Origin of the sequence: Pseudomonas sp. BIGb0164, assembly GCF_024810135.1 — a bacterium.
GTDB lineage: Bacteria > Pseudomonadota > Gammaproteobacteria > Pseudomonadales > Pseudomonadaceae > Aquipseudomonas.
On record NZ_JANUEA010000001.1, the window covers coordinates 198,266 to 221,367 of the forward strand.

19 protein-coding genes are annotated in these 23,102 nt (G+C 63.3%); 8 read left to right on the forward strand and 11 right to left on the reverse strand.

All coding sequences use genetic code 11. From position 1 onward, the window contains the following. Positions 1–7 precede the first annotated feature (7 nt). Positions 8–2,701, forward strand: coding sequence for a cystathionine beta-lyase (gene metC, locus M2394_RS00785; RefSeq protein WP_259171279.1), 2,694 nt, complete (start codon positions 8–10; stop codon positions 2,699–2,701). 42 nt (positions 2,702–2,743) lie between these two features. Here metC and M2394_RS00790 read toward each other — a convergent pair whose 3' ends face one another. The 6 genes from M2394_RS00790 to M2394_RS00815 all read right to left on the reverse strand — a co-directional run bounded on the left by M2394_RS00790 (position 2,744) and on the right by M2394_RS00815 (position 8,728). Then, on the reverse strand, positions 2,744–3,820 hold the full coding sequence (locus tag M2394_RS00790; RefSeq protein WP_259171280.1) for a nucleoside hydrolase: 1,077 nt from the start codon (positions 3,818–3,820) through the stop codon (positions 2,744–2,746). A 27-nt stretch (positions 3,821–3,847) separates the two neighbouring features. Further along, a complete protein-coding gene (locus M2394_RS00795; RefSeq protein ID WP_178924527.1) occupies positions 3,848–5,158 on the reverse strand; it encodes an MFS transporter in 1,311 nt (436 codons plus the stop codon). A 228-nt stretch (positions 5,159–5,386) separates the two neighbouring features. Continuing rightward, positions 5,387–6,019 (reverse strand): N-carbamoylsarcosine amidohydrolase, encoded by a 633-nt coding sequence (locus tag M2394_RS00800; protein WP_178924528.1) that lies wholly within the window; start codon positions 6,017–6,019, stop codon positions 5,387–5,389. Between the two features lie 11 nt (positions 6,020–6,030). Further along, positions 6,031–6,783 carry an Asp/Glu racemase gene (locus tag M2394_RS00805; protein WP_259171283.1) on the reverse strand — a complete coding sequence of 251 codons (753 nt, stop codon included), beginning with the start codon at positions 6,781–6,783 and terminating at the stop codon, positions 6,031–6,033. Between the two features lie 11 nt (positions 6,784–6,794). Beyond that, positions 6,795–7,598: an alpha/beta fold hydrolase gene (locus M2394_RS00810; RefSeq protein WP_259171285.1), complete on the reverse strand. Its 804-nt coding sequence runs from the start codon at positions 7,596–7,598 to the stop codon at positions 6,795–6,797. Further along, positions 7,595–8,728 carry an FAD-dependent monooxygenase gene (locus M2394_RS00815; RefSeq protein ID WP_176998131.1) on the reverse strand — a complete coding sequence of 378 codons (1,134 nt, stop codon included), beginning with the start codon at positions 8,726–8,728 and terminating at the stop codon, positions 7,595–7,597. Before M2394_RS00815 ends, M2394_RS00810 begins: the two co-directional genes overlap by 4 nt. 307 nt (positions 8,729–9,035) lie before the next feature. On the opposite strand from M2394_RS00815, the gene M2394_RS00820 reads away from it, so the two are divergent. The 4 genes from M2394_RS00820 to M2394_RS00835 all read left to right on the forward strand — a co-directional run bounded on the left by M2394_RS00820 (position 9,036) and on the right by M2394_RS00835 (position 14,855). Then, positions 9,036–10,088, forward strand: coding sequence for a 2,5-dihydroxypyridine 5,6-dioxygenase (locus M2394_RS00820; protein ID WP_178924532.1), 1,053 nt, complete (start codon positions 9,036–9,038; stop codon positions 10,086–10,088). Between the two features lie 176 nt (positions 10,089–10,264). Next, positions 10,265–10,699 carry a MarR family winged helix-turn-helix transcriptional regulator gene (locus M2394_RS00825; RefSeq protein WP_178924534.1) on the forward strand — a complete coding sequence of 145 codons (435 nt, stop codon included), beginning with the start codon at positions 10,265–10,267 and terminating at the stop codon, positions 10,697–10,699. Positions 10,700–10,842: 143 nt separating this feature from the next. Beyond that, complete coding sequence (locus M2394_RS00830) at positions 10,843–11,325, forward strand: (2Fe-2S)-binding protein (RefSeq protein ID WP_178924536.1); 483 nt, start codon at positions 10,843–10,845, stop codon at positions 11,323–11,325. Positions 11,326–11,330: 5 nt separating this feature from the next. Next, a complete protein-coding gene (locus tag M2394_RS00835) occupies positions 11,331–14,855 on the forward strand; it encodes a molybdopterin-dependent oxidoreductase (protein ID WP_259171289.1) in 3,525 nt (1,174 codons plus the stop codon). A 121-nt stretch (positions 14,856–14,976) separates the two neighbouring features. Here the strand turns inward: M2394_RS00835 and M2394_RS00840 are convergent, their stop codons facing one another. Continuing rightward, positions 14,977–15,624 (reverse strand): TetR/AcrR family transcriptional regulator, encoded by a 648-nt coding sequence (locus M2394_RS00840; protein WP_259171290.1) that lies wholly within the window; start codon positions 15,622–15,624, stop codon positions 14,977–14,979. Between the two features lie 159 nt (positions 15,625–15,783). Between M2394_RS00840 and ggt the strand changes: the two genes are divergently transcribed. Next, on the forward strand, positions 15,784–17,508 hold the full coding sequence (ggt, locus tag M2394_RS00845) for a gamma-glutamyltransferase (protein WP_176998137.1): 1,725 nt from the start codon (positions 15,784–15,786) through the stop codon (positions 17,506–17,508). Here the strand turns inward: ggt and M2394_RS00850 are convergent. The 4 genes from M2394_RS00850 to M2394_RS00865 form a co-directional block, all read right to left on the reverse strand. After that, complete coding sequence (locus M2394_RS00850; RefSeq protein WP_259171292.1) at positions 17,502–18,632, reverse strand: NAD(P)/FAD-dependent oxidoreductase; 1,131 nt, start codon at positions 18,630–18,632, stop codon at positions 17,502–17,504. The genes ggt and M2394_RS00850 overlap by 7 nt on opposite strands. Continuing rightward, positions 18,629–19,162: an AAA family ATPase gene (locus M2394_RS00855; RefSeq protein WP_178924559.1), complete on the reverse strand. Its 534-nt coding sequence runs from the start codon at positions 19,160–19,162 to the stop codon at positions 18,629–18,631. The genes M2394_RS00850 and M2394_RS00855 overlap by 4 nt, the downstream gene beginning before the upstream one ends. Beyond that, positions 19,159–19,722 carry a nicotinamide riboside transporter PnuC gene (pnuC, locus tag M2394_RS00860; RefSeq protein WP_176998139.1) on the reverse strand — a complete coding sequence of 188 codons (564 nt, stop codon included), beginning with the start codon at positions 19,720–19,722 and terminating at the stop codon, positions 19,159–19,161. Before pnuC ends, M2394_RS00855 begins: the two co-directional genes overlap by 4 nt. A gap of 165 nt (positions 19,723–19,887) precedes the next feature. Further along, the gene (locus tag M2394_RS00865) at positions 19,888–21,522 is read right to left on the reverse strand and encodes a methyl-accepting chemotaxis protein (RefSeq protein ID WP_178924544.1); all 1,635 of its coding nucleotides are present in this window, start codon (positions 21,520–21,522) and stop codon (positions 19,888–19,890) included. A 210-nt stretch (positions 21,523–21,732) separates the two neighbouring features. On the opposite strand from M2394_RS00865, the gene M2394_RS00870 reads away from it, so the two are divergent. Together M2394_RS00870 and M2394_RS00875 are read left to right on the forward strand one after the other, a co-directional pair. Beyond that, positions 21,733–22,563 (forward strand): undecaprenyl-diphosphate phosphatase, encoded by an 831-nt coding sequence (locus M2394_RS00870; protein WP_178924546.1) that lies wholly within the window; start codon positions 21,733–21,735, stop codon positions 22,561–22,563. Further along, the gene (locus tag M2394_RS00875; protein ID WP_176998142.1) at positions 22,560–22,943 is read left to right on the forward strand and encodes a DUF1294 domain-containing protein; all 384 of its coding nucleotides are present in this window, start codon (positions 22,560–22,562) and stop codon (positions 22,941–22,943) included. Before M2394_RS00870 ends, M2394_RS00875 begins: the two co-directional genes overlap by 4 nt. Positions 22,944–23,102 lie beyond the last annotated feature (159 nt).

A 23,102-nucleotide genomic window follows, 5' to 3' on the forward strand; every position in this document is an offset into this window, starting at 1 on the left:
GACTTCCATGAGCCAGACCATCACCCCGAGTCAACTGCAGCAATGGCTGTTCGACGGGCAGGAAATCGCCGTATTCGACGTGCGCGAACACGGGCAGTACGGCGAAGCCCATCTGTTCCACGGGGTGAACCTGCCCTATAGCCGCCTGGAGCTGGAAGTGCGCCGTTTGGCGCCGAACCCCCAGGTGCGCCTGGTGATCTACGATCAGGACCAGGGCGAAGTGGCCACACGTACCGCACAGCGCCTGCACGCCTTGGGCTACCGCCGGGTGCATGTACTGGAGGGTGGCGCAGACGGTTGGCAGGCGGCGGGTTTGCAGCTGTTTGCGGGCGTGCATGTGCCGTCCAAGGCGTTTGGCGAGTTGGTGGAAGAGGCCAGCCACACGCCCCACGTCACGGCGCGGCAACTGGCCGAGTGGCAGGCCCGTGGTGAGCCGTTGGTGGTGCTGGACGGGCGGCCGTTCGATGAATACCGCAAGATGACCATCCCCGGCTCCATCTGCTGCCCGAACGGTGAGCTGGGCTACCGCGTGCACGACTTGGTGCCGGACGACAGCACACCCATCGTGGTCAATTGCGCCGGGCGCACCCGCAGCATCATCGGCGCGCAGACGCTGATCAACCTGGGCGTGAAGAACCCGGTCTACGCCCTGGAAAACGGCACCCAGGGCTGGTACCTGGAAGATTTCCAGCTGGAGCACGGCAGCACCCGACGCTACGCCGACGCGGTCAGCAGCGATCTGGCTGCGCAGCGCCACGCCGCGCAGCAGTTGGCACAGCGGGCGGGGGTGGTGAGCGTGTCGGCGGAGCAGGTGCGGCAATGGGCCGATGACGCCGGGCGCAGCCTGTTCCTGTGTGATGTGCGCACCGCCGAGGAGTTTGCCGCAGGCACCTTGCCCGGCGCGCAACACACGCCGGGCGGGCAGTTGATCCAGTCCACCGACCTGTACATCGGCGTGCGCCAGGCCCGGGTGGTGCTGTTCGACAGCGATGGTATTCGCGCGCCAATCGTGGCCAGTTGGTTGCGTCAGTTGGGGCATGAGGCGTATGTGCTGAGCGGCGGGATCGACAGTGGCCTGGCCTTGCCGGTGCAGGCGCCGGTGGCTTACGAGCCTTTGCCGCTGATCAGCGCACACGGTTTTGAGCTGAGTGAAGTCAACCTGATCGACCTGCGCCCGAGCATGGTGTACCGCAAGGGGCATATCCCAGGCTCGCGCTGGTCGATCCGCTCACTGCTCAACGCCGACCAGCGCCCTTTGGTGCTGGTGGCTGATGATCCGGCGCTGGCAGCGTTTGCAGCCCTTGGCTTGGACGCAAAACTGCTCGACGGTGGTTTTGCCGCCTGGGCTGCCGCCGGCCTGCCGGTGAGTGAAGACCCGCAGAACCCGCCGGACGCGCAGTGCATCGACTTCCTGTTTTTCACCCACGACCGCCACAGCGGCAACAAGGACGCCGCGCGCCAGTACCTGGCCTGGGAAATCGGTTTGCTGGCACAGATGAGTCCGGCGGAAATCGCCAGCCTCAAGCCGCTGGTGCCGACGTCCCGTGTGCGTACCCGGTTGATCCACGCCGCCCGCACGGAAAAAGGCCAGGGTGGCCGTGCGGTCAACGTGCCGGTCACGCGTATCAGCACGGTGCTGTTCGACAACCTCGCCCAGATGCGCGATGCCCGCGCCCGCCGCGACAGTGAACGCGTACTGACCTACGGTGCTCGGGGCAACCCCACCTCCCATGCCCTGGAAGACCTGGTCACCGAGTTGGAGGGTGGCTATCGCACGCGTCTCTATGGCACCGGCCTGGCTGCGGCAGCCCAGGTATTCCTGGCTTATCTGCGCCCAGGCGATCACGTGTTGATCACCGACGCGGTGTACTCCCCGGTGCGCAAGCTGGCCCGGGAGTTCCTGCAGCCGTTTGGCATTGAAGTCAGTTATTTTGCGCCGGACGGAAAGGGGCTCGAAGCGCAATTGCAAGCCAACACAAGGCTGGTCTACGCCGAAGTGCCCGGCTCGTTGTTGTATGAATTGTGCGACTTGCCGGCGATTGCGGCCTTGTGCAAACCGCGCAATATCCTGCTGGCCGTCGACAACACCTGGGGTGCGGGCTACCTGTATCGCCCGCTGGCGCTGGGCGCGGACATCTCGATCATGGCCCTCACCAAATACCTCGGCGGCCACAGCGATGTGATGATGGGCAGCGTGTGCACCAGCGCAGCGGCCTGGCCGGCGTTGGGCCGCATGAGTGACACCTTTGGCAACGCGGTGAGTGCCGACGATGCTTACCTGGTGTTGCGGGGCGCGCGCACCTTGGCGTCACGCCTGGACGTGCATGAGCGCGGCGCGGTGGAGATCGCCCAGTGGTTGCAGGCGCAACCGCAGGTCAAGCGAGTGTTCCATCCGGCGTTGCCGGAGCACCCAGGGCATGCGTTGTGGCGACGGGATTTCACCGGCAGCAATGGGTTGTTGTCGTTTGAGCTGGCCAATGCAGACGCGGCGTACGTCGAGCGGTTGATCGACGGCTTGCAGCTGTTCGGGTTGGGCGCATCGTGGGGCGGCTATGAAAGCCTGGTCACCGTGGCCGATACCCAGGACCGCGACAGTGCAGCCGATCGCGGGCTGAACCCGGTGGTGCGCCTGCACATCGGGCTGGAGGACGTGGCGGCATTGATCGAGGATTTGCAGCGCGGGTTTGCGGCGGCAGGCTGAAAAAAAGATCGCTCCCACGCCCGGTGGGAGCGATCAGGCCGGTCAGTGTTTGACCGGTGTTGGCAGCGTCACGAGGTTGACGTAGCCATCCCAGAATTGCTTCTGGTCTACGCCGAACACCACTTTGGCTTTTTGCGTGCCCACCGGCGCGCCTTTCTTGTAGCCCAGTGCGCGGCCGTAGTCAGCGCCGAAGGTGGCGTCCACGTCTACCCACAGGTCGCGGGATTCGGTGACGATCTGCGGGTTGACCAGATACAGCGCGGGCAAACTGTCCCACGTAAAGCTGTGGTAGCCCGGGTCTTTGTCGAACAGCGGTCCGAACTCATGTTTGTACAGGTCGGCAATCGCGCCTTTCTTGGCGATCACGCGCTGGTACACCGCCTTGTCGAAGGTGACTTTCTCGCACACGTCGTTGGGGAAAATCACGTGTTCGATCGGTGAGCGCAACACGATCTTCGCGGCCTCCGGGTCAAACCACCAGTTGAACTCCGCCGCTGGCGTGGTGTTGCCCGGGATCTCCAGCGCGCCGCCCATGTACACGATGCGCTTGATCAGCGGCACGATGTCCGGCGCCGAGCGAATGGCCAGGGCGATGTTGGTCAGCGGGCCGACCGCGAGGATCGTCACCTGGTGCGGGTTGGCCCGCACGCTCTGCACGATGAACTGCGCGGCGGTCTCACTGCGCAGTTGGGTGTGGGTGGCCAGGCCGTCCGGTGGCGCGATCAACTGCGACGGTGAGGTCGGGCGAGGGTTCTTGAACGCCCCCGGCCAGCCCGCGCCGAACAGGGTTTTTTCTGCCTCGTAGGTGGCGTAGTCATGCAGCAGCGGGTAGGCGGCGCCGGAATAGACGCCCACCTGTTTTTCCACGCCCATGCGTTCCACGGCCTTGAGGGCGTCAACCTGCTCCTGGTCGACCCAGGCATTGCCGCTGACCAGGGTCATGCCCAACAACTCGATGCGTTTTTGCGCATGCAGCTGGGCGAGCATGATGAAGGCCTGGCCGTCATCGTTGAGCACGTTGAAGTCGGTGTCGAAGATGACCTTTTCAGCAGCTTGCGCGGTACCGGCACATAAACCGACCGCAACGAGCAGCGCACAGCGTTTCAGGAAGCCTTGCATGGTGATTCATCCGAAAAATTATTGTTGTCAACGGTTCACCAGTTTCGCCGGCAAGGCGATGACCAGGAAGCTGCTGAGGATCAGGCAGCCCGCGAAAAACCACAAGGCACCGGCGCTGCTGCCTGTGACGTCGATCGCAACGCCCATCAACGAGTTGCTCACCAAGCCGGCAATGTTCGCCACCGAACAGGCCAGGGCAAAGCCCGTGGCAGCCGCGGTGCCTTTGAGAAAGGTGGCCGGCAGGCTGAAAAACACGGGCACCGCGCCGATGATCGCGGCCGAGGCGATGGCGAACAGCGCAACCGTGGCCGCCACGTTATGGGTAAAGAAGGTGCTGGTGGCCATGGCCGCCGCGCCGATGAAGAACGGCACGATGATGTGCCAGCGGCGTTCGCGGTGTTTGTCCGAGCTGGCGCCGATCAGCAGCATGCCCAGCAAGGCCGCGATGCTCGGCAGCGCGGTGAGCACGCCGATATGGAAGGTGTCGGTCACGCCGGCATTGCGGATGAAAGTCGGCATCCAGAAACCCATGGCGTAGGCGCTGAGCAGGATCGAGAAGTCGATACCGCCGAGCATCCACACCTTGAGGTTGAAGAAGCCGTCGCGAAAACTGTGCTTGCTGCCGGTGGCGTCGGCCTCGTCCTTGCGCAGTTCGCTTTCCAGAAGGGCTTTTTCTTCATCCGACAGCCATTTGGCCTGCTGGTAGGTGTTGGGCAGGGCCCAGAAGGTCAGCACGCCGAGCAACACGCTGGGCACAGCCTCGATCAGGAACAACCACTGCCAGCCGCGCAGGCCGCCCATCTGGTCGAAGTGGCCCATGATCCAGCCGGACAGCGGGCCGCCGATCACGCTGGACAGCGGCAGGCCGATCATGAACAGCGCGATGATGCGCCCGCGCCGGTGGGTGGGGAACCAGGTGGTCAGGTAATACAGCACGCCCGGCAGGAAACCCGCTTCGGCGGCGCCAAGCAAAAAGCGCAGGATGTAGAACTGGGTGGTGGAGGTGACCAGCATGGTGCAGGCCGACAGCAGGCCCCAGGTGATCATGATGCGCGCGATCCAGATCTTCGCGCCCACCCGCTCCAGCACCAGGTTGCTTGGCACTTCAAAGATGATGTAGCCCACGAAGAACAGCCCGGCGCCGAGGCCGAACGCGGTTTCGCTGAAGTGCAGTTGGTCGAGCATCTGCAGCTTGGCGAAACCGATGTTGATACGGTCCAGGTAGGCCGCGAGGTAACAGAAACACAGGAACGGAATCAGCTTCCAGGTGATCTTGTGATAGAGCGTGGTGACGGGGTCGGCGACGGTGGTCGCGGGCGCTGCATTCGCAATGGGCATTGGGGTGTCTCCTGGCGGTGACTTATGGTTTTTATACGGCCGCTTTGTTCCAGCACTTCGGAGTGCTGTAGAAGCGACTTCCAAAGGCAGTGTCAGAAGACTGAGGGGGTCCTGCTGGAGGTGATCCAGTGTGGGAGCGAGCAAGCCCGCTCCCACATTAGATTGCATTCCAATGGGCCCTCAGTTTTTTTCAGGACCACGCTCTATGGCGCAGTTCCTAATAGCGTCTTATTGCTCCCTGAACTTACTCATCGCCTCCTGCTTGCTCACCACGTCGCCATACTTGCTGTCGATATCGAACAGGTTGGCTTCATGGGGAGCCGGGTGTCGATCGCCGACGCACTCGCGCACGACGATGGTGCGAAACCCGTGTTGCACGGCATCCACCGCCGTGGCGCGGATGCAGCCGCTGGTGGAGCAGCCGGCCAGCACCACGGTGTCGATGCCTTGGGCGTGCAGCATCGGGGCCAGGCTGCTGCCAAAAAACGCGCTGGCATACTGCTTGGTGATCACCACTTCATCGGCCTGGGGCAACACCTCGCTGCAAAACGCGGCGAGCGGGTTGCCTTCGACCATGTCTTTCATGACCGGGGCCTTCTTGACCCAGATCCCGCCATCGACGAAATGGCCGGGATGGTAGCGGATATTGGTGTGCACCACCGCAATCCCATGTTTACGCGCGGTGGCCAACAGCTCGACGCTTTCGGCCACGGCACTGACCACGCCTGGCGCAAACAGCGGTGCGCCTTCGGTGGTGTAGCCCTGCATGAAGTCGATCATCAGCAGCGCGGCCTTTTTGCCAAAGCCGATGCGATTACCCCATACGCCCTGGTAGTTGGCGTCGGCGGATTGTTCGTTCATCACAAAGCCCCTCAGTAAGCGCCGGAGAGCAGTGCGCCGGCGCCGGGCACGATGGGCTCCAGGTCCAGGGCCTTGAGCATGGCGTAGGTAGTGGCGATGGCAGCGGTCAGCACCGGTTTGCCGGTTTGCGCCTCGACCTTGGCCACCACCGGCAGCGATTGCATCTGCACGCAGGCAGACAGCACGATCACGTCAACGCCTTCCAGGTTCATGCTAGCGACGATGGCCGGCAGGTTGGCCGGGTCGTGGCGGGCCACTTCGAGGTTGTCGGGGATCTCCAGCGCGCGCCAGTCCACCACCTCAAAGCCTTCTTCGCGGATGTAGTTCACCACCAGCTCGGTGAGCGGCTTCATGTACGGCGCAACGATGGCGATGCGCTTGGCGCCCATCACCTTGAGGCCTTCAATCAACGCACCGGCACTGGTGATCACCGGGGCGTTGGCGTCGTTGTCGGCGGTGGCCTTGCGCAGGCGTTGCTCGGAGTTACGGTGATAACCCAGGCCCATGGCCATGATTGCCACCAGGCAGGCGTAGCCCAGCACGTCGACCTTGGCGTCGGACAGCTCGACGGCGCAACGGTCGGACTCGCCGTCCATCGCCGCCAGCTCTTCCTTGCGCACTTGCTTCATGCGCATGCGGCTGGAGTGAAAGGTAAAGCGCTCCGGGCGGATGGCCTGGCGTGCGGTAAGCATCGCCGGGATCTCGGTTTCCATGGTGGTGTTGGAGCTCGGCACGATCTGGCCGATGCGGTAAGGCTTGAGCATGGTGGTTTCCCTTATTGTTCGGTGGGTAGGAAGTCGCCCAGGGCGTCGAAGAAGCCTTGGAGGTCGTCCCACGGAATCATGTGCCCGGCGTTGGCCACGCGAACCACGTGGATCGCCGGTTGCAGGTCCTGAATCTCGGCGACGTCTTCATCGAGGATCACGCCGCCACGCCCGGCCACCATCAACAGGGCAGGGGCCTTGAGGTGGGGCAGGTCTTGATGGAAGTCGACGTCGTGAAAATCATTGAAGGCGCGCACGATGGCCGGCTCGAAGCAGGTGTGCAGCCATTCGGCGCGCAATTGCAGTTGTTCCTCGGTCCAGGTGGCGCAGAAGGCGCGCATCGCCTCCGCATCCATGCCGACCAGCGACTGGCGGATGGAGTCGACGTACCACGGCAACTTGCTCGGGTATTCACGGCGGCCGGGACCGGACACCGGTGGATCGATCAGCACCACGCGGTTCACGCCTTGGGGGTGCTTGACCGCACTGCGCACGGCAAAGCGCGCGCCCATGGAGTGGCCGACCAGATGGTAGTTGTCCAAGTTGAGCGCTTGGGCAAACGCGCCGATATCGTCGGCACAGGTCTCAGCGCTGTAATCCAGCTCGGGGCCGGTGGACGACAGGCCGCGCCCACGCACGTCGAGCACGTAGGTGTCGTAGTGCGCACCGAGGCGCTCGGCCACAAAACCCCAGGTGATCGCCGGGCTGGTGATGCCCGGGATCAGGAGCAATGCCGGGCCCTTGCCGCCGTAACGCAGGTAGTGCTGGCGGATGCCATTGGCCTGGACGTTGCCGCCGTAGAGGAAGGTGCTCACGCGGCCACCCCCGATTTCAGCTCCTGGGCGTACAGGTCATAGCCGTAGACCCAGGCCGGGTCTTCTTGCGTGCGCAGCCAGGTGTTGGCGTTGGACACGGCCTGCACGCGGGATGCACGTTCCTTGCGGTTGGCTTCGTAGAGCTGGAATGCGGTGCGGTAGTCGCTGATGCCGGTTTCCTGCAGGCAGCGAGTGAGCATGGCAGCGTCTTCGATGGCCATGCCGGCGCCCTGGGCCATGTGCGGTTTCATCGGGTGGCAGGCGTCGCCCAGCAGCACCAGGCGACCACGGCTCCACAGCGGCAATGGGTTGCGGTTGCGCAGCGGCCATTTGGTCACGCTTTCGGTGGATTCGATCAGCGCCTGCACGGTGGGGTGGTAGCCCTTGAAGGCGTCGAACATCTCTTCGCGGCTGCTGTCGACGAAGGCGCCCTGGAAGTCCCATTCGGCGTGGGGCACGCCGGTCACGTAGTAGTACTCGTCGCGCTTGCCGGTGGTGTAGTAGACCATCATGTGGCGGTCTTCGGTCCACCACTTGATGCAGTCTTCGAACTTGAGGTCGTACTTGGCCAACTGGTCGCCACGGATCAGCGCCCGGTGCGCGACCCAGCCGCTGTACAGCGGTTTTTCCACGCCCAGCAGTTCTTCGCGGATCTTGGAGTTGATGCCGTCGGCGCCGATCACGATGTCGGCGTAGGTCACCTCGCCATCGGCGAAGGTCAGGCGCACCTGGGTGTCGGTTTCTTCGAGGGTTTCCAGGCGCTTGTTGAAATGCAGGGTGCCCGGCTTGAGGGTGGACATCTGCAGGGCATGCAGGTCACCGCGGTGCACGGTGATGTAGGACGCGCCGTAGCCGGTGAGGGGGATGCGTGACAGGTAATCACCGCTTTCGCCGCAACGGCTGAACCAGTGCTCGGGGTGCGAGCCCATCAGGTCCAGCTGCTTTTCGATGCCCATGCGGCGGAAGATTTTCATGATGTTGGGACCCATGTGGATCCCCGCACCCAGCCGGGAGAATTCTGGCGCTTGCTCGTAGATGTCCACATCGAAGCCAGCTTGCTGCAACAGGGTGGCGGCTGCGGCACCGCCAAGGCCGGCGCCGACGATGGCGATTTTCTGTGTGCTTCCCATGGGGCGTGATCCTCTCTCTTTTTGATTTTTGGCGGCGTCTGTCCGCAAGGTTTTTAAAGTGTATACGCTCATTTTTTGAAATGGGAAGCCCGCGTCTGAAAATTTATTTTTTGGCCATATTTATCCTGTGTAACGCGTTGTAGCCATTAAATAGTGGGTTTGTGTGGATTAGTAACGTTTTGGCGCGGCGCTTGCAGTCAGCCTGCAATTCAGGTCTTATCGTCAGTAATTGGCGTATACGCTATAAAAGTGCACTAGAGTGAAGCGCGGTGCTTGAACTTGGTGCAGCCCCACAGGAGACAGGAAAATGCCGGTAAGCGATTGCGAACTGACCCAGATGTTCGAGCATGTGTTGAAGCTGTCGAAGGTCGACCCGACCCAGAGCGTCGCCGTGCTCAAGAGCCATTACTCCGACCCGCGCACCGTGCGTGCCGCCATGGACGCCGCCCAGCGGCTGGGGGCCAAGGTGTATGCGGTGGAGCTGCCGTCGTTCAATCATCCCAAGGCGATGGGCAATGACATGACCGCCTACTGCGGCGACACCGCGCTCACCGGCAACCTCGCCGCCCAGCGTGCTCTGGAGGCGGCGGATCTGATCGTCGACACCATGATGTTGCTGCACTCGCCGGAGCAGGAGCAGATCCTCAAGACCGGCACGCGCATCCTGCTGGCCGTGGAACCCCCGGAAGTGCTGGCGCGCATGCTGCCCACCGAGGAAGACAAGGTGCGCGTTCTGGCGGCGGAGCAGTTGCTGAAAAAGGCCCGCTCGATCCACGTCAAATCCCGCGCCGGCAGTGATTTCCGCGCCGCCCTGGGGCAATACCCGTCGGTGACTGAGTACGGCTTTGCCGATGAGCCGGGGCGCTGGGACCACTGGCCCAGCGGCTTCCTGTTCTCGTGGCCCAACGAGGAAACCGCCGAGGGCGTGCTGGTGCTGGATATCGGCGACATCCTGCTGCCGTTCAAGACCTACACCCGCGAGAAGATCACCCTGGAGATCGAGAAGGGCTTTATCACCAGGATCCACGGCGGCTTCGAGGCCGAGTACCTGCGCGACTACATGAAGTACTTCAACGATCCCGAGGTGTACGGCATCTCCCATATTGGCTGGGGCCTGCAGCCACGGGCGCAGTGGACGGCCATGGGCCTGCACGACAAGAACGACGGCATGTGCATGGACGCGCGGGCGTTCTATGGCAACTTCCTGTTCTCCACCGGGCCGAACACTGAAGTCGGCGGCACACGCAAGACGCCGTGCCATATGGACATTCCGCTGCGTCACTGCGATGTGTATCTGGACGACGAGGCTGTGGTAATCGCCGGTGACGTCGTTGCCCCCGCAGCCTCCCTGGCTCGCTAAACATCCCCCTGCTTCTGTGGCGAGGGAGCTTGCTCCCGCTGGGGCGCGAAGCGGCCCTAAAAGATGGGGCCGCTGCGCAGCCCAGCGGGAGCAAGCTCCCTCGCCACAGTAAAAGCGTTCTGGCAGGTGTATGAGGTAATATGCCTCCCCATCGCCCGCTACCTCCCGAGCCCGCCGTGCCTGATTCCTACATCTTTTCCGAGCAAGTTGGCCACCTGCTGCGCAAGGCCTACCAGCGCCACCTCGCGATTTTCCAGCAGAATGTCGGTGACTCCCAGCTCACCGCCGTGCAGTTCGTCACCCTGTGTGCCCTGCGCGATCACGGTGCAAGTTCGCTGACCGAGCTGGTCAAGGCCACTGCCGTCGACCAGGCGACCATTCGCGGCATCGTCGAGCGGCTCAAGGCCAAGGAGCTGATTACCCTGGAGCCTGACCCCCAGGACAAGCGCAAGGTGGTGGTGGACTTGTCGGCGTCCGGCGCCGAACTGGTGGGCCAGACCGCGCCGCGTGCTGCGCAGATCAGCGAACTGACCCTGAGTAACCTCAACCCCGCCGAACGCGTGGCGATGCTGTTCCTGCTGCGCAAAATGATCGACGACCCACAGGAATAAGCCGGTACTGGCACCGTTTTTGCTCTGAGTTGATGTAGTAGCCACTTCACCAGCCAAGTGTGTCGCGAGGCCCCAGGTCCGCGACGCTTTTTTTTGGCTGTTTCGTGTAGTGACCACTTCACCAATTGGCACAGGCGAAGCGAATGATCAGCCAGCACATCACGGTAGCGCTTGAGGTCAACGGCCAAACAAGCGAAGTCAGCGCCATGGCGGATACCCCGCTGTTACTGGTGCTGCGCAATGACCTGGAACTCAACGGCCCCAAGTACGGCTGCGGCCTGGGCGAGTGCGGTGCCTGCACCGTGATCATCGACGGCGTAGCCGCACGGGCTTGCGTATTCCCGTTGTCGGGCGCGGTGGGCCGCCAGATCGTCACCCTGGAAGGCTTGGGCACACGCCACGCGCCGCACCCGGTGCAGCAGGCCTTTATCGACGAGCAGGCCGCGCAATGCGGCTACTGCCTCAACGGCATGATCATGACCGCCAAGGCCTTGCTCGACCGCAACCCCAACCCCAGCGAGGCCGAGGTGCGCAATGAACTCTCGGGCAACCTCTGCCGCTGCGGCACCCATATCGAAATCCTGCGTGCGGTGCTGCGTGCCGCTCGCCTCATGACGGTGGATTGATGAGCATGACCGACACGACCCTTTCCCGTGACCAGTGGCTGGCTAAGGCCGGTGTGTTGTTGATCGTCGATGACGTGTTGCCGCCGTCGGGGCCGGTGGCCAAGGGCGGCACGCCGACGGTGAAGCCCAAGGAACTGGGGCTGTTTATCGCCGTGAACGATGACGGCCTGGTCTATGCCTTCAACGGTCATGTGGACCTGGGCACCGGTATTCGTACGTCGCTGGCGCAAATCGTTGCCGAAGAACTCGACCTGGCGCTGGAGCAGGTCAAGATGGTGCTCGGCGACACTGAGCGCGTGCCCAACCAGGGGGCAACTATTGCCAGTGCGACCTTGCAGATTTCCGCCATCCCGTTGCGCAACGCCGCAGCCGAAGCGCGGCGTTTTCTATTGGCACGGGCGGCAGGGCGCTGGGGCGTGAGCACGGGCAGTCTCAAGGTTGAAGCCGGTGTGATCCACGCCGCAGACGGACGCACCACCACCTATGGCGAGTTGGTCAGCGGCCAGCACGATCAACTGCGTATCAGCGGTGATGCGCCACTCAAGGCCATCGAGGATTACCGCTTGGTCGGCAAGGGCGCTGCGCGAGTGGACATCCCCGGCAAGGCCACCGGCGAGCTGACCTATGTGCACGACATGCGCGTGCCCGGCATGCTCCACGGCAGGGTGGTGCGCCCGCCGTATGCGGGGCTTGATTGCGGGGCGTTTGTCGGCAATAGCCTGCTGAGCGTGGACGAGGCCTCCATCGCGCATATTCAGGGTATCGTCGCCGTGGTGGTGATCCGCGACTTTGTCGGCGTGGTGGCCTTGCGTGAAGAGCAGGCGATCAAGGCGGCCCATGAACTGCAGGTGCACTGGAAGCCCTGGAACCACGCCTTGCCGGACATGAGCGACGTGGAGCAGGCGATCCGCGACAACCCACGGGTCCGCCGCACGGTGCTCGATCAGGGCAATGTCGACGAGGCACTGGCCGGCGCCAGCCAGCGCATGCCGCGCAGTTACCTGTGGCCCTATCAGATGCACGGCTCGATCGGGCCCTCTTGCGGCGTGGCGGACTATTCGCCGGCGGGCAGTCGGGTATGGTCGGGCAGTCAGAACCCGCACCTGTTGCGCGCCGACCTGGCGTGGTTGCTGGAGTGCGAGGAAGGGCTGATCGACGTGATCCGCATGGAAGCGGCCGGCTGCTATGGGCGCAACTGCGCCGATGATGTGTGCGCCGATGCCTTGTTGTTGTCCCGTGCCGTCGGCAAACCGGTGCGCGTGCAACTGACCCGCGAACAGGAACACCTGTGGGAGCCCAAGGGCACGGCGCAATTGATGGAGGTGGACGGCGGGCTGAATGCTGATGGCAGCATCGCCGCCTACGACTTCGAAACCAGCTACCCCTCCAACGGCGCGCCGACCCTGGCGTTGCTGCTGACCGGTCGGGTAGAGCCAGTCGCCGCGATGTTCGAGATGGGCGACCGCACCTCGATCCCGCCCTACGACATCGACCACATGCGCGTGACCATCAACGACATGGCGCCCATCGTGCGCGCGTCGTGGATGCGCGGGGTGTCGGCATTGCCCAATACCTTTGCCCATGAATCCTATATCGACGAACTGGCCTTTGCCGCCGGCGTCGACCCGGTGGAGTACCGCCTGCGCTATCTGAAGGACGAGCGCGCCATCGACCTGGTGAAATCCACCGCCGAGCGTGCGAACTGGTCGCCGCGCACCGCGCCGATGCAAACCGCCAACGAGGACCACCTGCTGCGCGGTCGCGGCTTTGCCTATGCGCGCTACATCCACAGCAAGTTCCCGGGGTTTGGCGCGGCGTGGGCGGCCTGGGTGGCGGATGTGGCCATCGACAAGCACACCGGCGACGTGTCGGTGACGCGGGTGGTGATCGGGCATGACTCGGGGATGATGATCAACCCGGCCGGGGTGCAGCATCAGATCCACGGCAATGTGATCCAGTCCACCAGCCGCGTGCTGAAGGAACGGGTGACCTTTGAAGAGTCGACGGTGGCGAGCAAGGAGTGGGGCGGTTACCCGATCCTGACCTTTCCGGAAGTGCCGAAGATCGACGTGCTGATGATGCCGCGCCAGGACCAGCCGCCCATGGGCGCGGGCGAATCGGCGTCGGTGCCCAGTGCGGCGGCGATTGCCAATGCGATCTATGACGCCACCGGCATTCGTTTTCGTGAGTTGCCGATCACCCCGGAACGGGTATTGGCGGCGCTGAATGCCGGCACGTTGGGCGAACCGGCCAAGTCGCCGCAGAAACGCAAGAAGTGGTGGTTTGGGGCGCTGTTCGCCACCTTAGGCGCCTTGGCGGCCACGGCCTGGCCCTTTCACAGTGAGATCGCGCCGATTGCCCCGCCCGCTGCCGGCACCTGGTCCAAGGCCACCCTGGAACGCGGCCGCTTGCTCGCCGCCGTTGGCGATTGCGCGGTGTGCCACACGGCGCCGGGTGGTGCGACCAATGCGGGTGGGCTGGCGATGGAAACGCCGTTTGGCACGCTATACAGCAGCAATATCACCCCGGACGTAAAGACCGGTATTGGTGCCTGGTCGTACCCGGCCTTCGAGCGGGCCATGCGTGACGGCATTGGCCGCGATGGGCGCAACCTGTACCCGGCGTTTCCCTACACGGCGTTTCGCAACATCAACGATGCCGACATGCAGGCGCTGTATGCCTACCTCATGAGCCAGGCACCGGTGAGCCAGGCGCCGACGCCGAATGCCATGCGCTTCCCGTTCAATATCCGGCCGTTGATGGCAGGGTGGAACGCGTTGAATTTAAGGCGCGGCGAAATCACCGTGCAGCCGGAGCGCGGTGAGCAATGGAATCGCGGCAATTACCTGGTCAATGGCCTGGGGCACTGCGCGGCGTGCCACTCGCCGCGCAACCTGATGGGCGCGGAGAAGGGCGGCAAGGCGTTCCTTGCCGGTGGCATGGTCGATGGGTGGGAGGCGCCGGCCTTGACCGGGTTGTCCAAGGCGCCGACGCCGTGGACCGAGGATCAGTTGTTCACGTACCTGAGTACGGGGTACTCGGACGCCCATGGCGTGGCGGCCGGGCCGATGGGGCCGGTGGTGAGTGAGTTGTCGAAACTGCCCAAGGCGGATATCCGGGCGATGGCGGTGTATCTGGCGTCGCTCAATGGCGAAGCGACAGCCCAAGCGCAAAGCGTCGCGACGACGGTGCCAAACCCGAATGGCCGACGCGTGTTCGAAGGCTCGTGCAAGGCCTGTCACGCCGATGGCCTGGGGCCGAAACTGTTTGGGGTGAGCCCGTCACTGGCCACCAACACCAACGTGCACAGCGACCAGCCGGACAACCTGATCAAGGTGATCCTGCAAGGCATCAGCAACCCGGCGACTAAGGACCTGGGGTACATGCCGGGGTTCAAGGACAGCTTGTCCAACAGCCAGGTGGCGGATCTGGCGGCGTACCTGCGCGGGCAATTTGCGCCGAATGCGCCGCAGTGGCAGGGGTTGGAGCAGAAGGTGGCGCACCTGCGGGCCAATCCCGGCACTCACTGACACGCCGCGGTTAATACTGTGGGAGCGGGCTTGCTCGCGAATGCGGAGGGTCAGTCAACAGCTCCAGAGACTGATACACCGCATTCGCGAGCAAGCCCGCTCCCACATTTGGATTCGGTTTCTACAGGGAAATCGGGGTGACGCCGCGCAGCACGAGGTCGGTGATGAAGGCCAGCCAATCCTGCTGCTGCCCCTTGTCTGTCAGGTCCTCACCGAGGAACGAGCTGAGGGTGTGGCGGTTGGAGTTATAGAAGTAGCAGAGCGAGGCAATCATCAGATACACGTGCTTGAGGTCCACGTCCTGGCGAAATACACCTTGCGCCTGGCCGGCCTCGATGATCGGCCGCAACACGCCAACCGCCTCACCTGACAACCGACGCATCTCGCCGGACTGCTGCGCATGTTTGCCCTGGTGCAGGTTCTCGATGCTCAGGATCGCCACGAATTCCGGGTGCTTGACGTAGTAGTTCCAGATAAACCCCACCAGATCACGCAAGGCCTGCACTGGCGCATTGAGGTCGAGCTTGAGCTTGCTTTCGGCTTTGTTGAACTGCTCGTAGATGTGTTCCAGCACGCAGACGAACAGGTGTTCCTTGCTGCCGAAATAGTAATACAGCATGCGATCGTTGGAGTCGGCCGCCTTGGAAATGCTGTCGACACGGCCGCCGGAATACCCGTCGCGGGCGAACACCTTGACTGCCGCCTGCAGGATGCGTGCACGTGTCTGGTCCGCCTGTTGGGCACGAATGCCGGTCTTCTTGATCACCATGGGGAACGCCTTGCGCGACAGTCAGGGCGCGAAATATAGCATGGGCATTTTTTCGGCCGTTCTGTGACCGACAAGTTCTGTAATAAAAACGCCATTGCGCTGGGGATTGGATCCTGAACGGGCTATTTTGGTGCACCTCAATAAATAGAGTAGCCATGGATGAAATACCAACCCTTCAGCCGTACCTTGATTGCCACTGCCCTGGTGTTGACGGTCAGTGGTGTGCAAGCCGCTTCCCAGGCCCCGGTGGCCGGTGAAAATGGCATGGTGGTGACTGCCCAGCATTTGGCCACTCATGTGGGTGTGGACGTGCTCAAGGCCGGCGGCAACGCGGTGGATGCGGCCGTCGCCGTGGGCTATGCGCTGGCCGTGGTGTACCCGGCGGCGGGTAACCTGGGCGGTGGCGGGTTCATGACCGTGCAACTGGCCGACGGGCGCAAGACCTTCCTCGACTTCCGCGAAAAAGCCCCGCTGGCGGCGACTGCCGACATGTACCTGGACAAGGACGGCAAGGTCATTGACGGCCTGAGCGCCAAGGGCCATTTGGCCGTGGGCGTGCCTGGCACCGTGTCCGGCATGGAACTGGCCCTGAGCAAATACGGCACCCTCAAGCGCGCCCAGGTGATTGCCCCGGCGATCAAGCTGGCGGAAAACGGCTTCGCCCTGGAGCAGGGTGATATCGACCTGCTGCACACCGCCACCGGCGAGTTCGAAAAAGACAAGGACATGCGCGGGATCTTCCTGCACAACGGCCAACCGATGCAGGTGGGCCAGAAGCTGGTGCAAAAAGACCTGGCCAAGACCCTCAAGGAAATCTCTGCCAAGGGCACTGATGGCTTCTATAAAGGCTGGGTAGCGAAGGCGCTGGTGGATTCCAGCCAAGCCGGCAAAGGCATCATCACCCAGGCTGACCTGGACAAGTACAAAACCCGTGAGCTGGCGCCCATCGAGTGCGATTACCGTGGCTACCACGTGGTTTCGGCGCCGCCTCCGAGCTCCGGTGGCGTAGTGATCTGCCAGATCATGAACATCCTCGAAGGCTACCCGATGGCCGACCTGGGCTACCACTCGGCCCAAGGCCTGCACTACCAGATCGAAGCGATGCGCCACGCCTACGTGGACCGTAACAGCTACCTCGGCGACCCGGACTTCGTGAAGAACCCGATTGCCCACCTGCTGGACAAGGACTACGCCGCCAAGCTGCGCGCCGCCATCGAACCGCAGAAGGCCGGCGATTCCCAAGCCATCAAGCCCGGCGTGTCGCCCCATGAAGGCAACAACACTACCCACTACTCCATCGTCGACAAGTGGGGCAATGCGGTCTCGGTCACCTACACCCTCAACGACTGGTTCGGTGCAGGCGTGATGGCGAGCAAGACCGGCGTGATCCTCAACGATGAAATGGACGACTTCACCGTCAAGGTCGGCGTGCCGAACATGTACGGCCTGGTCCAGGGCGAAGCCAACGCCATCGCCCCGGGCAAGGCGCCGCTGTCGTCGATGAGCCCGACCATCGTGACCAAGGACGGCAAGGCCGTGATGGTGGTGGGTACGCCGGGTGGCAGCCGCATCATCACAGCCACTTTGCTGACCATCCTCAATGTCATCGACTACAAGATGAACATCCAGGAAGCCGTGGACGCGCCGCGTTTCCACCAGCAGTGGATGCCTGAAACCACCAACCTGGAAACCTTCGCGGTCAGCCCGGACACCCAGAAGATCCTCGAAAGCTGGGGCCACAAGTTCGCCGGCCCGCAGGACGCTAACCACTTGGCCGCGATCCTGGTGGGCGCACCGTCCCTGGGTGGCAAGCCGGTGGGTAACAACCGTTTTTACGGCGCCAACGACCCGCGTCGCAACACCGGTTTGTCCCTGGGTTACTGAGGCGTGAGGTGTTGATGCAGGTGGGCCAGGGACAGCGCCACGCTGTCATGGGATAGCTGCAGGGCAGCGCCCTCGGCGCTGCCCTGGGCTGCCGGCATCACCCGTTCGAACATGTGGTTTTCATACGCCTGCACGGCTTTCGAGCCGTCAGGTGTCTCCAGCAGGTGCTGCGCCAGTTCGGCAGCATCGAGCATCGCAGCATTCACCCCTTCGCCGCCAAACGGCGACATCAAGTGCGCCGCATCCCCGATCAACGTCAACCCGGGCCGATGAGCCCAGCGATGGCCGACGGGCAGGGCGTGGATGTGACGGACGAGCAGGGTGGGGCTGGCGGCGTCAAACAGCGCCAGCACGTCTGGGTGCCAGCCTTGGAATTGGGTTTTCAGCGAAGGCGCGTGGGACAAATCAATTGTGTTTGCCGCCCAATCCGTAGGCACGCGGAAGATCGCATAGCCGCGCAGGTGCGCGTTGGCGTTGCGTTGCACGATGATCGAGCGGGCTTCGCCGGCCACCTGCAGCGTGCCGCGACCGACCAGGCGGGCGGCGAGTGGGTGCCTCAGGTCGGCGTCATCGATGTTGAATTCAATAAAGGTCAACCCGCTGTACTGCGGCTGATAAGGCGACAACAACGGGCGGATTTTCGACCAGGCCCCGTCGGCACCCACCACCAAGTCAAAAGGCCCGTGATGGCGGTCGCCTTGATGCAGCGTCCAGCGTTGGTCATCGCCCTGGCTGGCATGGTTGATGCTCACGCCCCACTTCACGCAACCCTCGGGCAGGGAATCCAGCAGGATCTGGCGCAATTGCGTGCGGTCGACTTCCGGGCGGTCTCCCGCCTCGGGGTTCGGGTCTTCAAACAGCAGTTGGCCGTGATGGTCCATCAGCCGTGATCCCTGGTCTTCATAGCGGGCGATGCGCATGAAGGCATCGTCCAGGCCGGCTTGTTGCAACGCGAACTGGCCGGACTCCACGTGCAGATCCAGCGTGCCACCTTGCGGGCGCTCCAGCGGCCCGCTTTCACGTTCGAATACGCAGACGGCCACACCGTGACGGCTGAGGATACGCGCCAGGGTCAGGCCGCCAGGGCCGCCGCCGACGATGGCGATACGCAGTGGGTGAGTCATGCAGGCGCCTCGGCAAGGAGTTGTTCAACGGCTTTGAACGCAGTGGCGCGACGCGCTTCCCAGCTGCCGCGAATGACCAGCGCTGGCTGCTGATGCTGCTCGATCCAGTCCAGGCTGCCCTGGAAAAACGCCTGGCGGTCCGCCAGCTCCGGTTGGCAGCGCTGGCCGTCGGCGGTCCACTCTACGTCTTCGGGGGACAGCACCAGGTGCAGGTCGTAGTGCCGCGCCAGCAGCTCACTGTCGAGCCAGCTCGGGTAGTCACCGAACAGGGTCTGGCTCCACAGCTTGTTGGTCAGCAAGTGCGTGTCGAGGATCAGCAGGCCGGGCTGCCTGGCGCGGGCGGCATCTTCCCAGGCCAGTTGGCCGTGGGCAATGTCAGGGATGTCGGCCAGGGTGGTGTCGCGCTGATGTTGGTCGATGAAGTGGCGCACGTATTCGCCGACCATCACGCCGCCAAAATGCGCTTGCAGTTCCGCCGCCAGCCAGCTTTTACCACTGGACTCGGGGCCGGCCAGTACCACCACCTTCATGCGCGCAGCGCCGGGTCGGCGCGCCATTCACGCCAGCCCTGCACGGCGATCACGGTGAACAGCGCGTAGAGCGCGGCCGTGAGGTACAGGCCTTTGTAGAGGAACAGGCCGACGAAAATCACATCCACCGCGATCCACAGCGGCCAGCATTGCACGCGTTTCTGCGCCATCCACATCTGCGCGACCAGGCTGAAACCGGTGAGGGCGGCGTCGAGCCAGGGCTGAGCGGCGTCGGTCCAGTGGGCCATGGCCGCGCCCAACAACAGGCTGCCGGCCGCACCCACGGCCAGGCTGGTCATGATCGCCGGCCAGCCGAGGCTGGTCACCTGGCGACCCTGCTTGACCTCGCCGGCGCGGGTCCACTGCCACCAGCCGTAAACCTGCAGCGCGGCATAGACCACTTGCAGCAGCATGTCGGAATAGAGTTTTACGTCGAAGAATATCCAGGTGTAGAGCAGCACCATCACCAGGCCGATAGGCCAGCACCAGGGGTTCTGTTTGACCGTCAGCCAGACAGCGATCACCCCCAGGGCGGCGGCGAACAGTTCAAGCCCGGACATGGCGGTTCCTTAGGGGAGACGAAGAGGGCGCTGATTGTAACCAAAGAAGATAGGCTTAGGCATTGGCTTTGTAGTGAGCGGGCTTGCCCGCGCTGGAGTGCGTAGCGCTCCCATTTTTTTGGGGCCGCTACGCAGCCCAGCGCGGGCAAGCCCGCTCACTGCAGATTAGATTTTGAATTGGCGCAGCAGGCCATCGAGTTGTTCGCTGAGGCCGCGCAGGTGCGCGCTGGCGACGCTCGATTGTTCTGCCGCCAACGCGGTGCTGTGGGACAGGCCCGCCGCCTGGGTGACGTTCTGGTTGATGTCTTCGACCACGTGGGCCTGTTGCAAGGTGGCGCTGGCGATCGAGGCATTCAGGCCGTTGAGGTTGCGCAGCGCCTGGCCGATGGCATTGAGGCTGGCCCCGGCCTGGCCGGCTTGTTCGATGGTCAGTTGCGACGCGCTGTGGCTGTCGCTGATCACCTTGACCGCCGCTTCCGAGTGCCCCTGCAGGCGCTCGATCATCACCTGGATCTCGGCGGTGGACTTTTGCGTGCGCTGGGCCAACAGGCGTACTTCATCGGCCACCACCGCAAACCCCCGGCCTTGCTCGCCGGCGCGAGCCGCTTCGATGGCGGCGTTGAGGGCCAGCAGGTTGGTCTGGTCGGCGATGGAGCGGATCACTTCGAGTACGCCGCCAATCTGTGTGCTTTCGCTGGACAGGGTGCGGATCACCTCTACGGCCTGGCTGATGGTGCCCGAGAGCTGGTCGATCTGCTGCAGGCTGCCGTCGATGTTCACCTGGCCTTGCTGCGCCTGGGCCTGGGCGTCACGCATTTCGCTGGCGGCGTGCTCGGCGTTTTTCGCCACGTCCTGCACGCCGTAGGTCACTTCATTGATGGCGGTGGCCACCAGTTCCATCTGCTGCGACTGCTGCTGGCTGCGGTCGTGGGCCTGGCTGGCGTTGGTGCCCAGCTCGGTAGAGGACTGCCCGAGGGCGTTGGCGCACACCTGCAATTGGCCCACCACCTGGCGCAGCTTGGCGGTGAAGCTGTTGAAGTGCCGGGACAGCTGGGTCACCTCATCATTGCCGTGGGTGTCCAGGCTGCGGGTCAGGTCGCTTTCGCCGCTGGCGATATTGCCCATGGCATTCACCGCCGCCTGCAACGGGTTGACGATACTGCGGGCGATCACTGTCACCAGCAAGGCCATGACCAGCGCAATGCCCAGGCCAATCAGTGAGGCTTTCCACACCTGGCCCTTGAACTCGGCCTGCACGTCGTCCACGTACACGCCAGAGCCGATGATCCAGCCCCAGGGTTCGAACAGCTGGATGTACGAGGTTTTCTCCACCGGCGCTTCGGCGCCCGGCTTCGGCCAGCGGTAGTTGACGATGCCGGCGCCCTTGGCCTTGGCCAGGATCACGAACTCGTTGAACACCGCAAACCCGTCCGGGTCGCGGATGGCCGAGAGGTTCTGGCCGTCCAGCTTGGGGTTGGCGGCGTGCATGATCATCACGGGGGTGAGGTCGTTGATCCAAAAGTAGTCGTCGTGGTCGTAGCGCAGGCCGCGCACGGCGCTCAACGCCTGTTTCTGCGCGGCTTCGCGGGTGAGCACGCCCGTCTTTTCGAGGTTCTGGTAATAGGCGAGGACGCCGCTGGCCGTCTGCACCACGTGCTGGGTCTGCTGGCGCTTGGCCTGGTAGAGGTCGCCGTGGATCTGCTTGAGCATCAGCAGGCCCAGGGTCAACAGCATCAACACGGCGACGATCAGGATCAGCCAGAGACGACGGCTGATCGACATGCTGCGCAAACTGTTCATGGTCCTGTCACTCCGTGCTTTTTATAATTGTGGGTGCTGCATCGACATTTCCGGCTTGTCTGATAGGCTTTCGGCCTGCAATCGGAAAACCTGAGTACCGCCTGATTTTTCACGCAATTTTTGCACGCCGGCGTTGATTATCAACGCCGCGCCTGAAGAAGCGCTCGCCTCTTTGAATCATTAGAAATACGCACCACCTTTGGGAGAAACATGGACATTTGGACCGCCATACAGGCATTGATACTGGGCGTTGTGGAAGGGCTGACCGAGTTCCTGCCGATCTCCAGCACCGGCCACCAGATCATCGTCGCCGACCTGATCGGCTTCGGCGGCGAACGCTTCGAAGCGTTCAATATCATCATCCAGCTGGGCGCGATCCTCGCCGTAGTCTGGGAGTTCCGGCGCAAGATCTTCGACGTGGTCACCGGCTTGCCGACCCAGCGCACTGCCCAGCGCTTCACGGTCAACCTGATCATCGCGGTACTGCCGGCGGTGGTACTGGGGGTGATTTTTGCCGACCTGATCAAGCACTACCTGTTCAACCCGATCACCGTGGCAACGGCGCTGGTCGTCGGCGGCGTGATCATGCTGTGGGCCGAGCGCCGCCAGCATGCGGTACACGCCGAAACCGTGGACGACATCACCTGGAAAGACGCGGTCAAGGTGGGCTTTGCCCAGTGCCTGGCCATGATCCCGGGCACCTCGCGTTCCGGTGCGACCATCATTGGTGGCCTGCTGTTCGGCCTGTCGCGCAAGACCGCCACCGAGTTCTCGTTCTTCCTGGCCATGCCGACCATGGTCGGTGCCGCCGTGTATTCGGGCTACAAGTACCGCCACCTGTTCCAGCCCGATGACCTGCCGGTGTTCGCCATTGGTTTTGTCACCTCGTTCATCTTCGCAATGATCGCCGTCAAGGCCTTGCTCAAGTTCATCGCCAGCCACAGCTACGCGGCCTTTGCCTGGTACCGCATCGCGTTCGGCCTGGTGATCCTGGCCACCTGGCAGTTCGGCTGGATCGACTGGACAGCGGTCAAGCCATGAACATCCAGCACCCACGCCTGAAGGCGCTGATCTTCGTGCTGCTGTGCGCCGCGCCGCTGCTGGGCTCAGCCTTGCTCTGGCATCGCGGCGAAACGCTGATCCCGCTCGCGGCCTACGGCGTGGTCAGCGTGGTGGCGTTCCTGATGTACTGGAACGACAAGCGCAAGGCCCAGACCGAAGGCCGCCGCACCCCGGAAAACATCCTGCACGCCGTCGAACTGGCAGGCGGCTGGCCGGGCGCGCTGCTCGCCCAGCAAGTCTTCCGGCACAAGACGCGTAAAGTGTCTTACCAAGTGCTGTTCTGGGTGATCGTGCTGTTGCACCAAGTGTTCTGGCTGGACCAACTGTTCCTGGGCGGCACGCTGCTGTCAGTCCTCTAGGCACTAGCCCCCAACCACAACCGCAACCGTAACCACGATGCGAAGCGAGCTGCTCTTGATGAGTGGTTGGATCTAAAGCAGATACCTGTAGGAGCTGGCTTGCCGGCGATGCAGGCACCTCGGTGAATCAGGCATACCCGGTTGATGCCATCGCAGGCA

Coding starts and splice junctions, on each gene's coding strand:
- M2394_RS00795 (WP_178924527.1), bottom strand. CDS start 5,158: ATGCCCATTGCGAATGCAGCGCCCGCGACCACCGTCGCCGACCCCGTC.
- pnuC (WP_176998139.1), bottom strand. CDS start 19,722: ATGTCCGGGCTTGAACTGTTCGCCGCCGCCCTGGGGGTGATCGCTGTC.
- M2394_RS00870 (WP_178924546.1), top strand. CDS start 21,733: ATGGACATTTGGACCGCCATACAGGCATTGATACTGGGCGTTGTGGAA.
- M2394_RS00830 (WP_178924536.1), top strand. CDS start 10,843: ATGATCAGCCAGCACATCACGGTAGCGCTTGAGGTCAACGGCCAAACA.
- M2394_RS00815 (WP_176998131.1), bottom strand. CDS start 8,728: ATGGGAAGCACACAGAAAATCGCCATCGTCGGCGCCGGCCTTGGCGGT.
- M2394_RS00840 (WP_259171290.1), bottom strand. CDS start 15,624: ATGGTGATCAAGAAGACCGGCATTCGTGCCCAACAGGCGGACCAGACA.
- M2394_RS00820 (WP_178924532.1), top strand. CDS start 9,036: ATGCCGGTAAGCGATTGCGAACTGACCCAGATGTTCGAGCATGTGTTG.
- M2394_RS00850 (WP_259171292.1), bottom strand. CDS start 18,632: ATGACTCACCCACTGCGTATCGCCATCGTCGGCGGCGGCCCTGGCGGC.
- ggt (WP_176998137.1), top strand. CDS start 15,784: ATGAAATACCAACCCTTCAGCCGTACCTTGATTGCCACTGCCCTGGTG.
- M2394_RS00805 (WP_259171283.1), bottom strand. CDS start 6,783: ATGCTCAAGCCTTACCGCATCGGCCAGATCGTGCCGAGCTCCAACACC.
- M2394_RS00835 (WP_259171289.1), top strand. CDS start 11,331: ATGACCGACACGACCCTTTCCCGTGACCAGTGGCTGGCTAAGGCCGGT.
- M2394_RS00800 (WP_178924528.1), bottom strand. CDS start 6,019: ATGAACGAACAATCCGCCGACGCCAACTACCAGGGCGTATGGGGTAAT.
- M2394_RS00865 (WP_178924544.1), bottom strand. CDS start 21,522: ATGAACAGTTTGCGCAGCATGTCGATCAGCCGTCGTCTCTGGCTGATC.
- M2394_RS00790 (WP_259171280.1), bottom strand. CDS start 3,820: ATGCAAGGCTTCCTGAAACGCTGTGCGCTGCTCGTTGCGGTCGGTTTA.
- M2394_RS00855 (WP_178924559.1), bottom strand. CDS start 19,162: ATGAAGGTGGTGGTACTGGCCGGCCCCGAGTCCAGTGGTAAAAGCTGG.
- M2394_RS00875 (WP_176998142.1), top strand. CDS start 22,560: ATGAACATCCAGCACCCACGCCTGAAGGCGCTGATCTTCGTGCTGCTG.
- metC (WP_259171279.1), top strand. CDS start 8: ATGAGCCAGACCATCACCCCGAGTCAACTGCAGCAATGGCTGTTCGAC.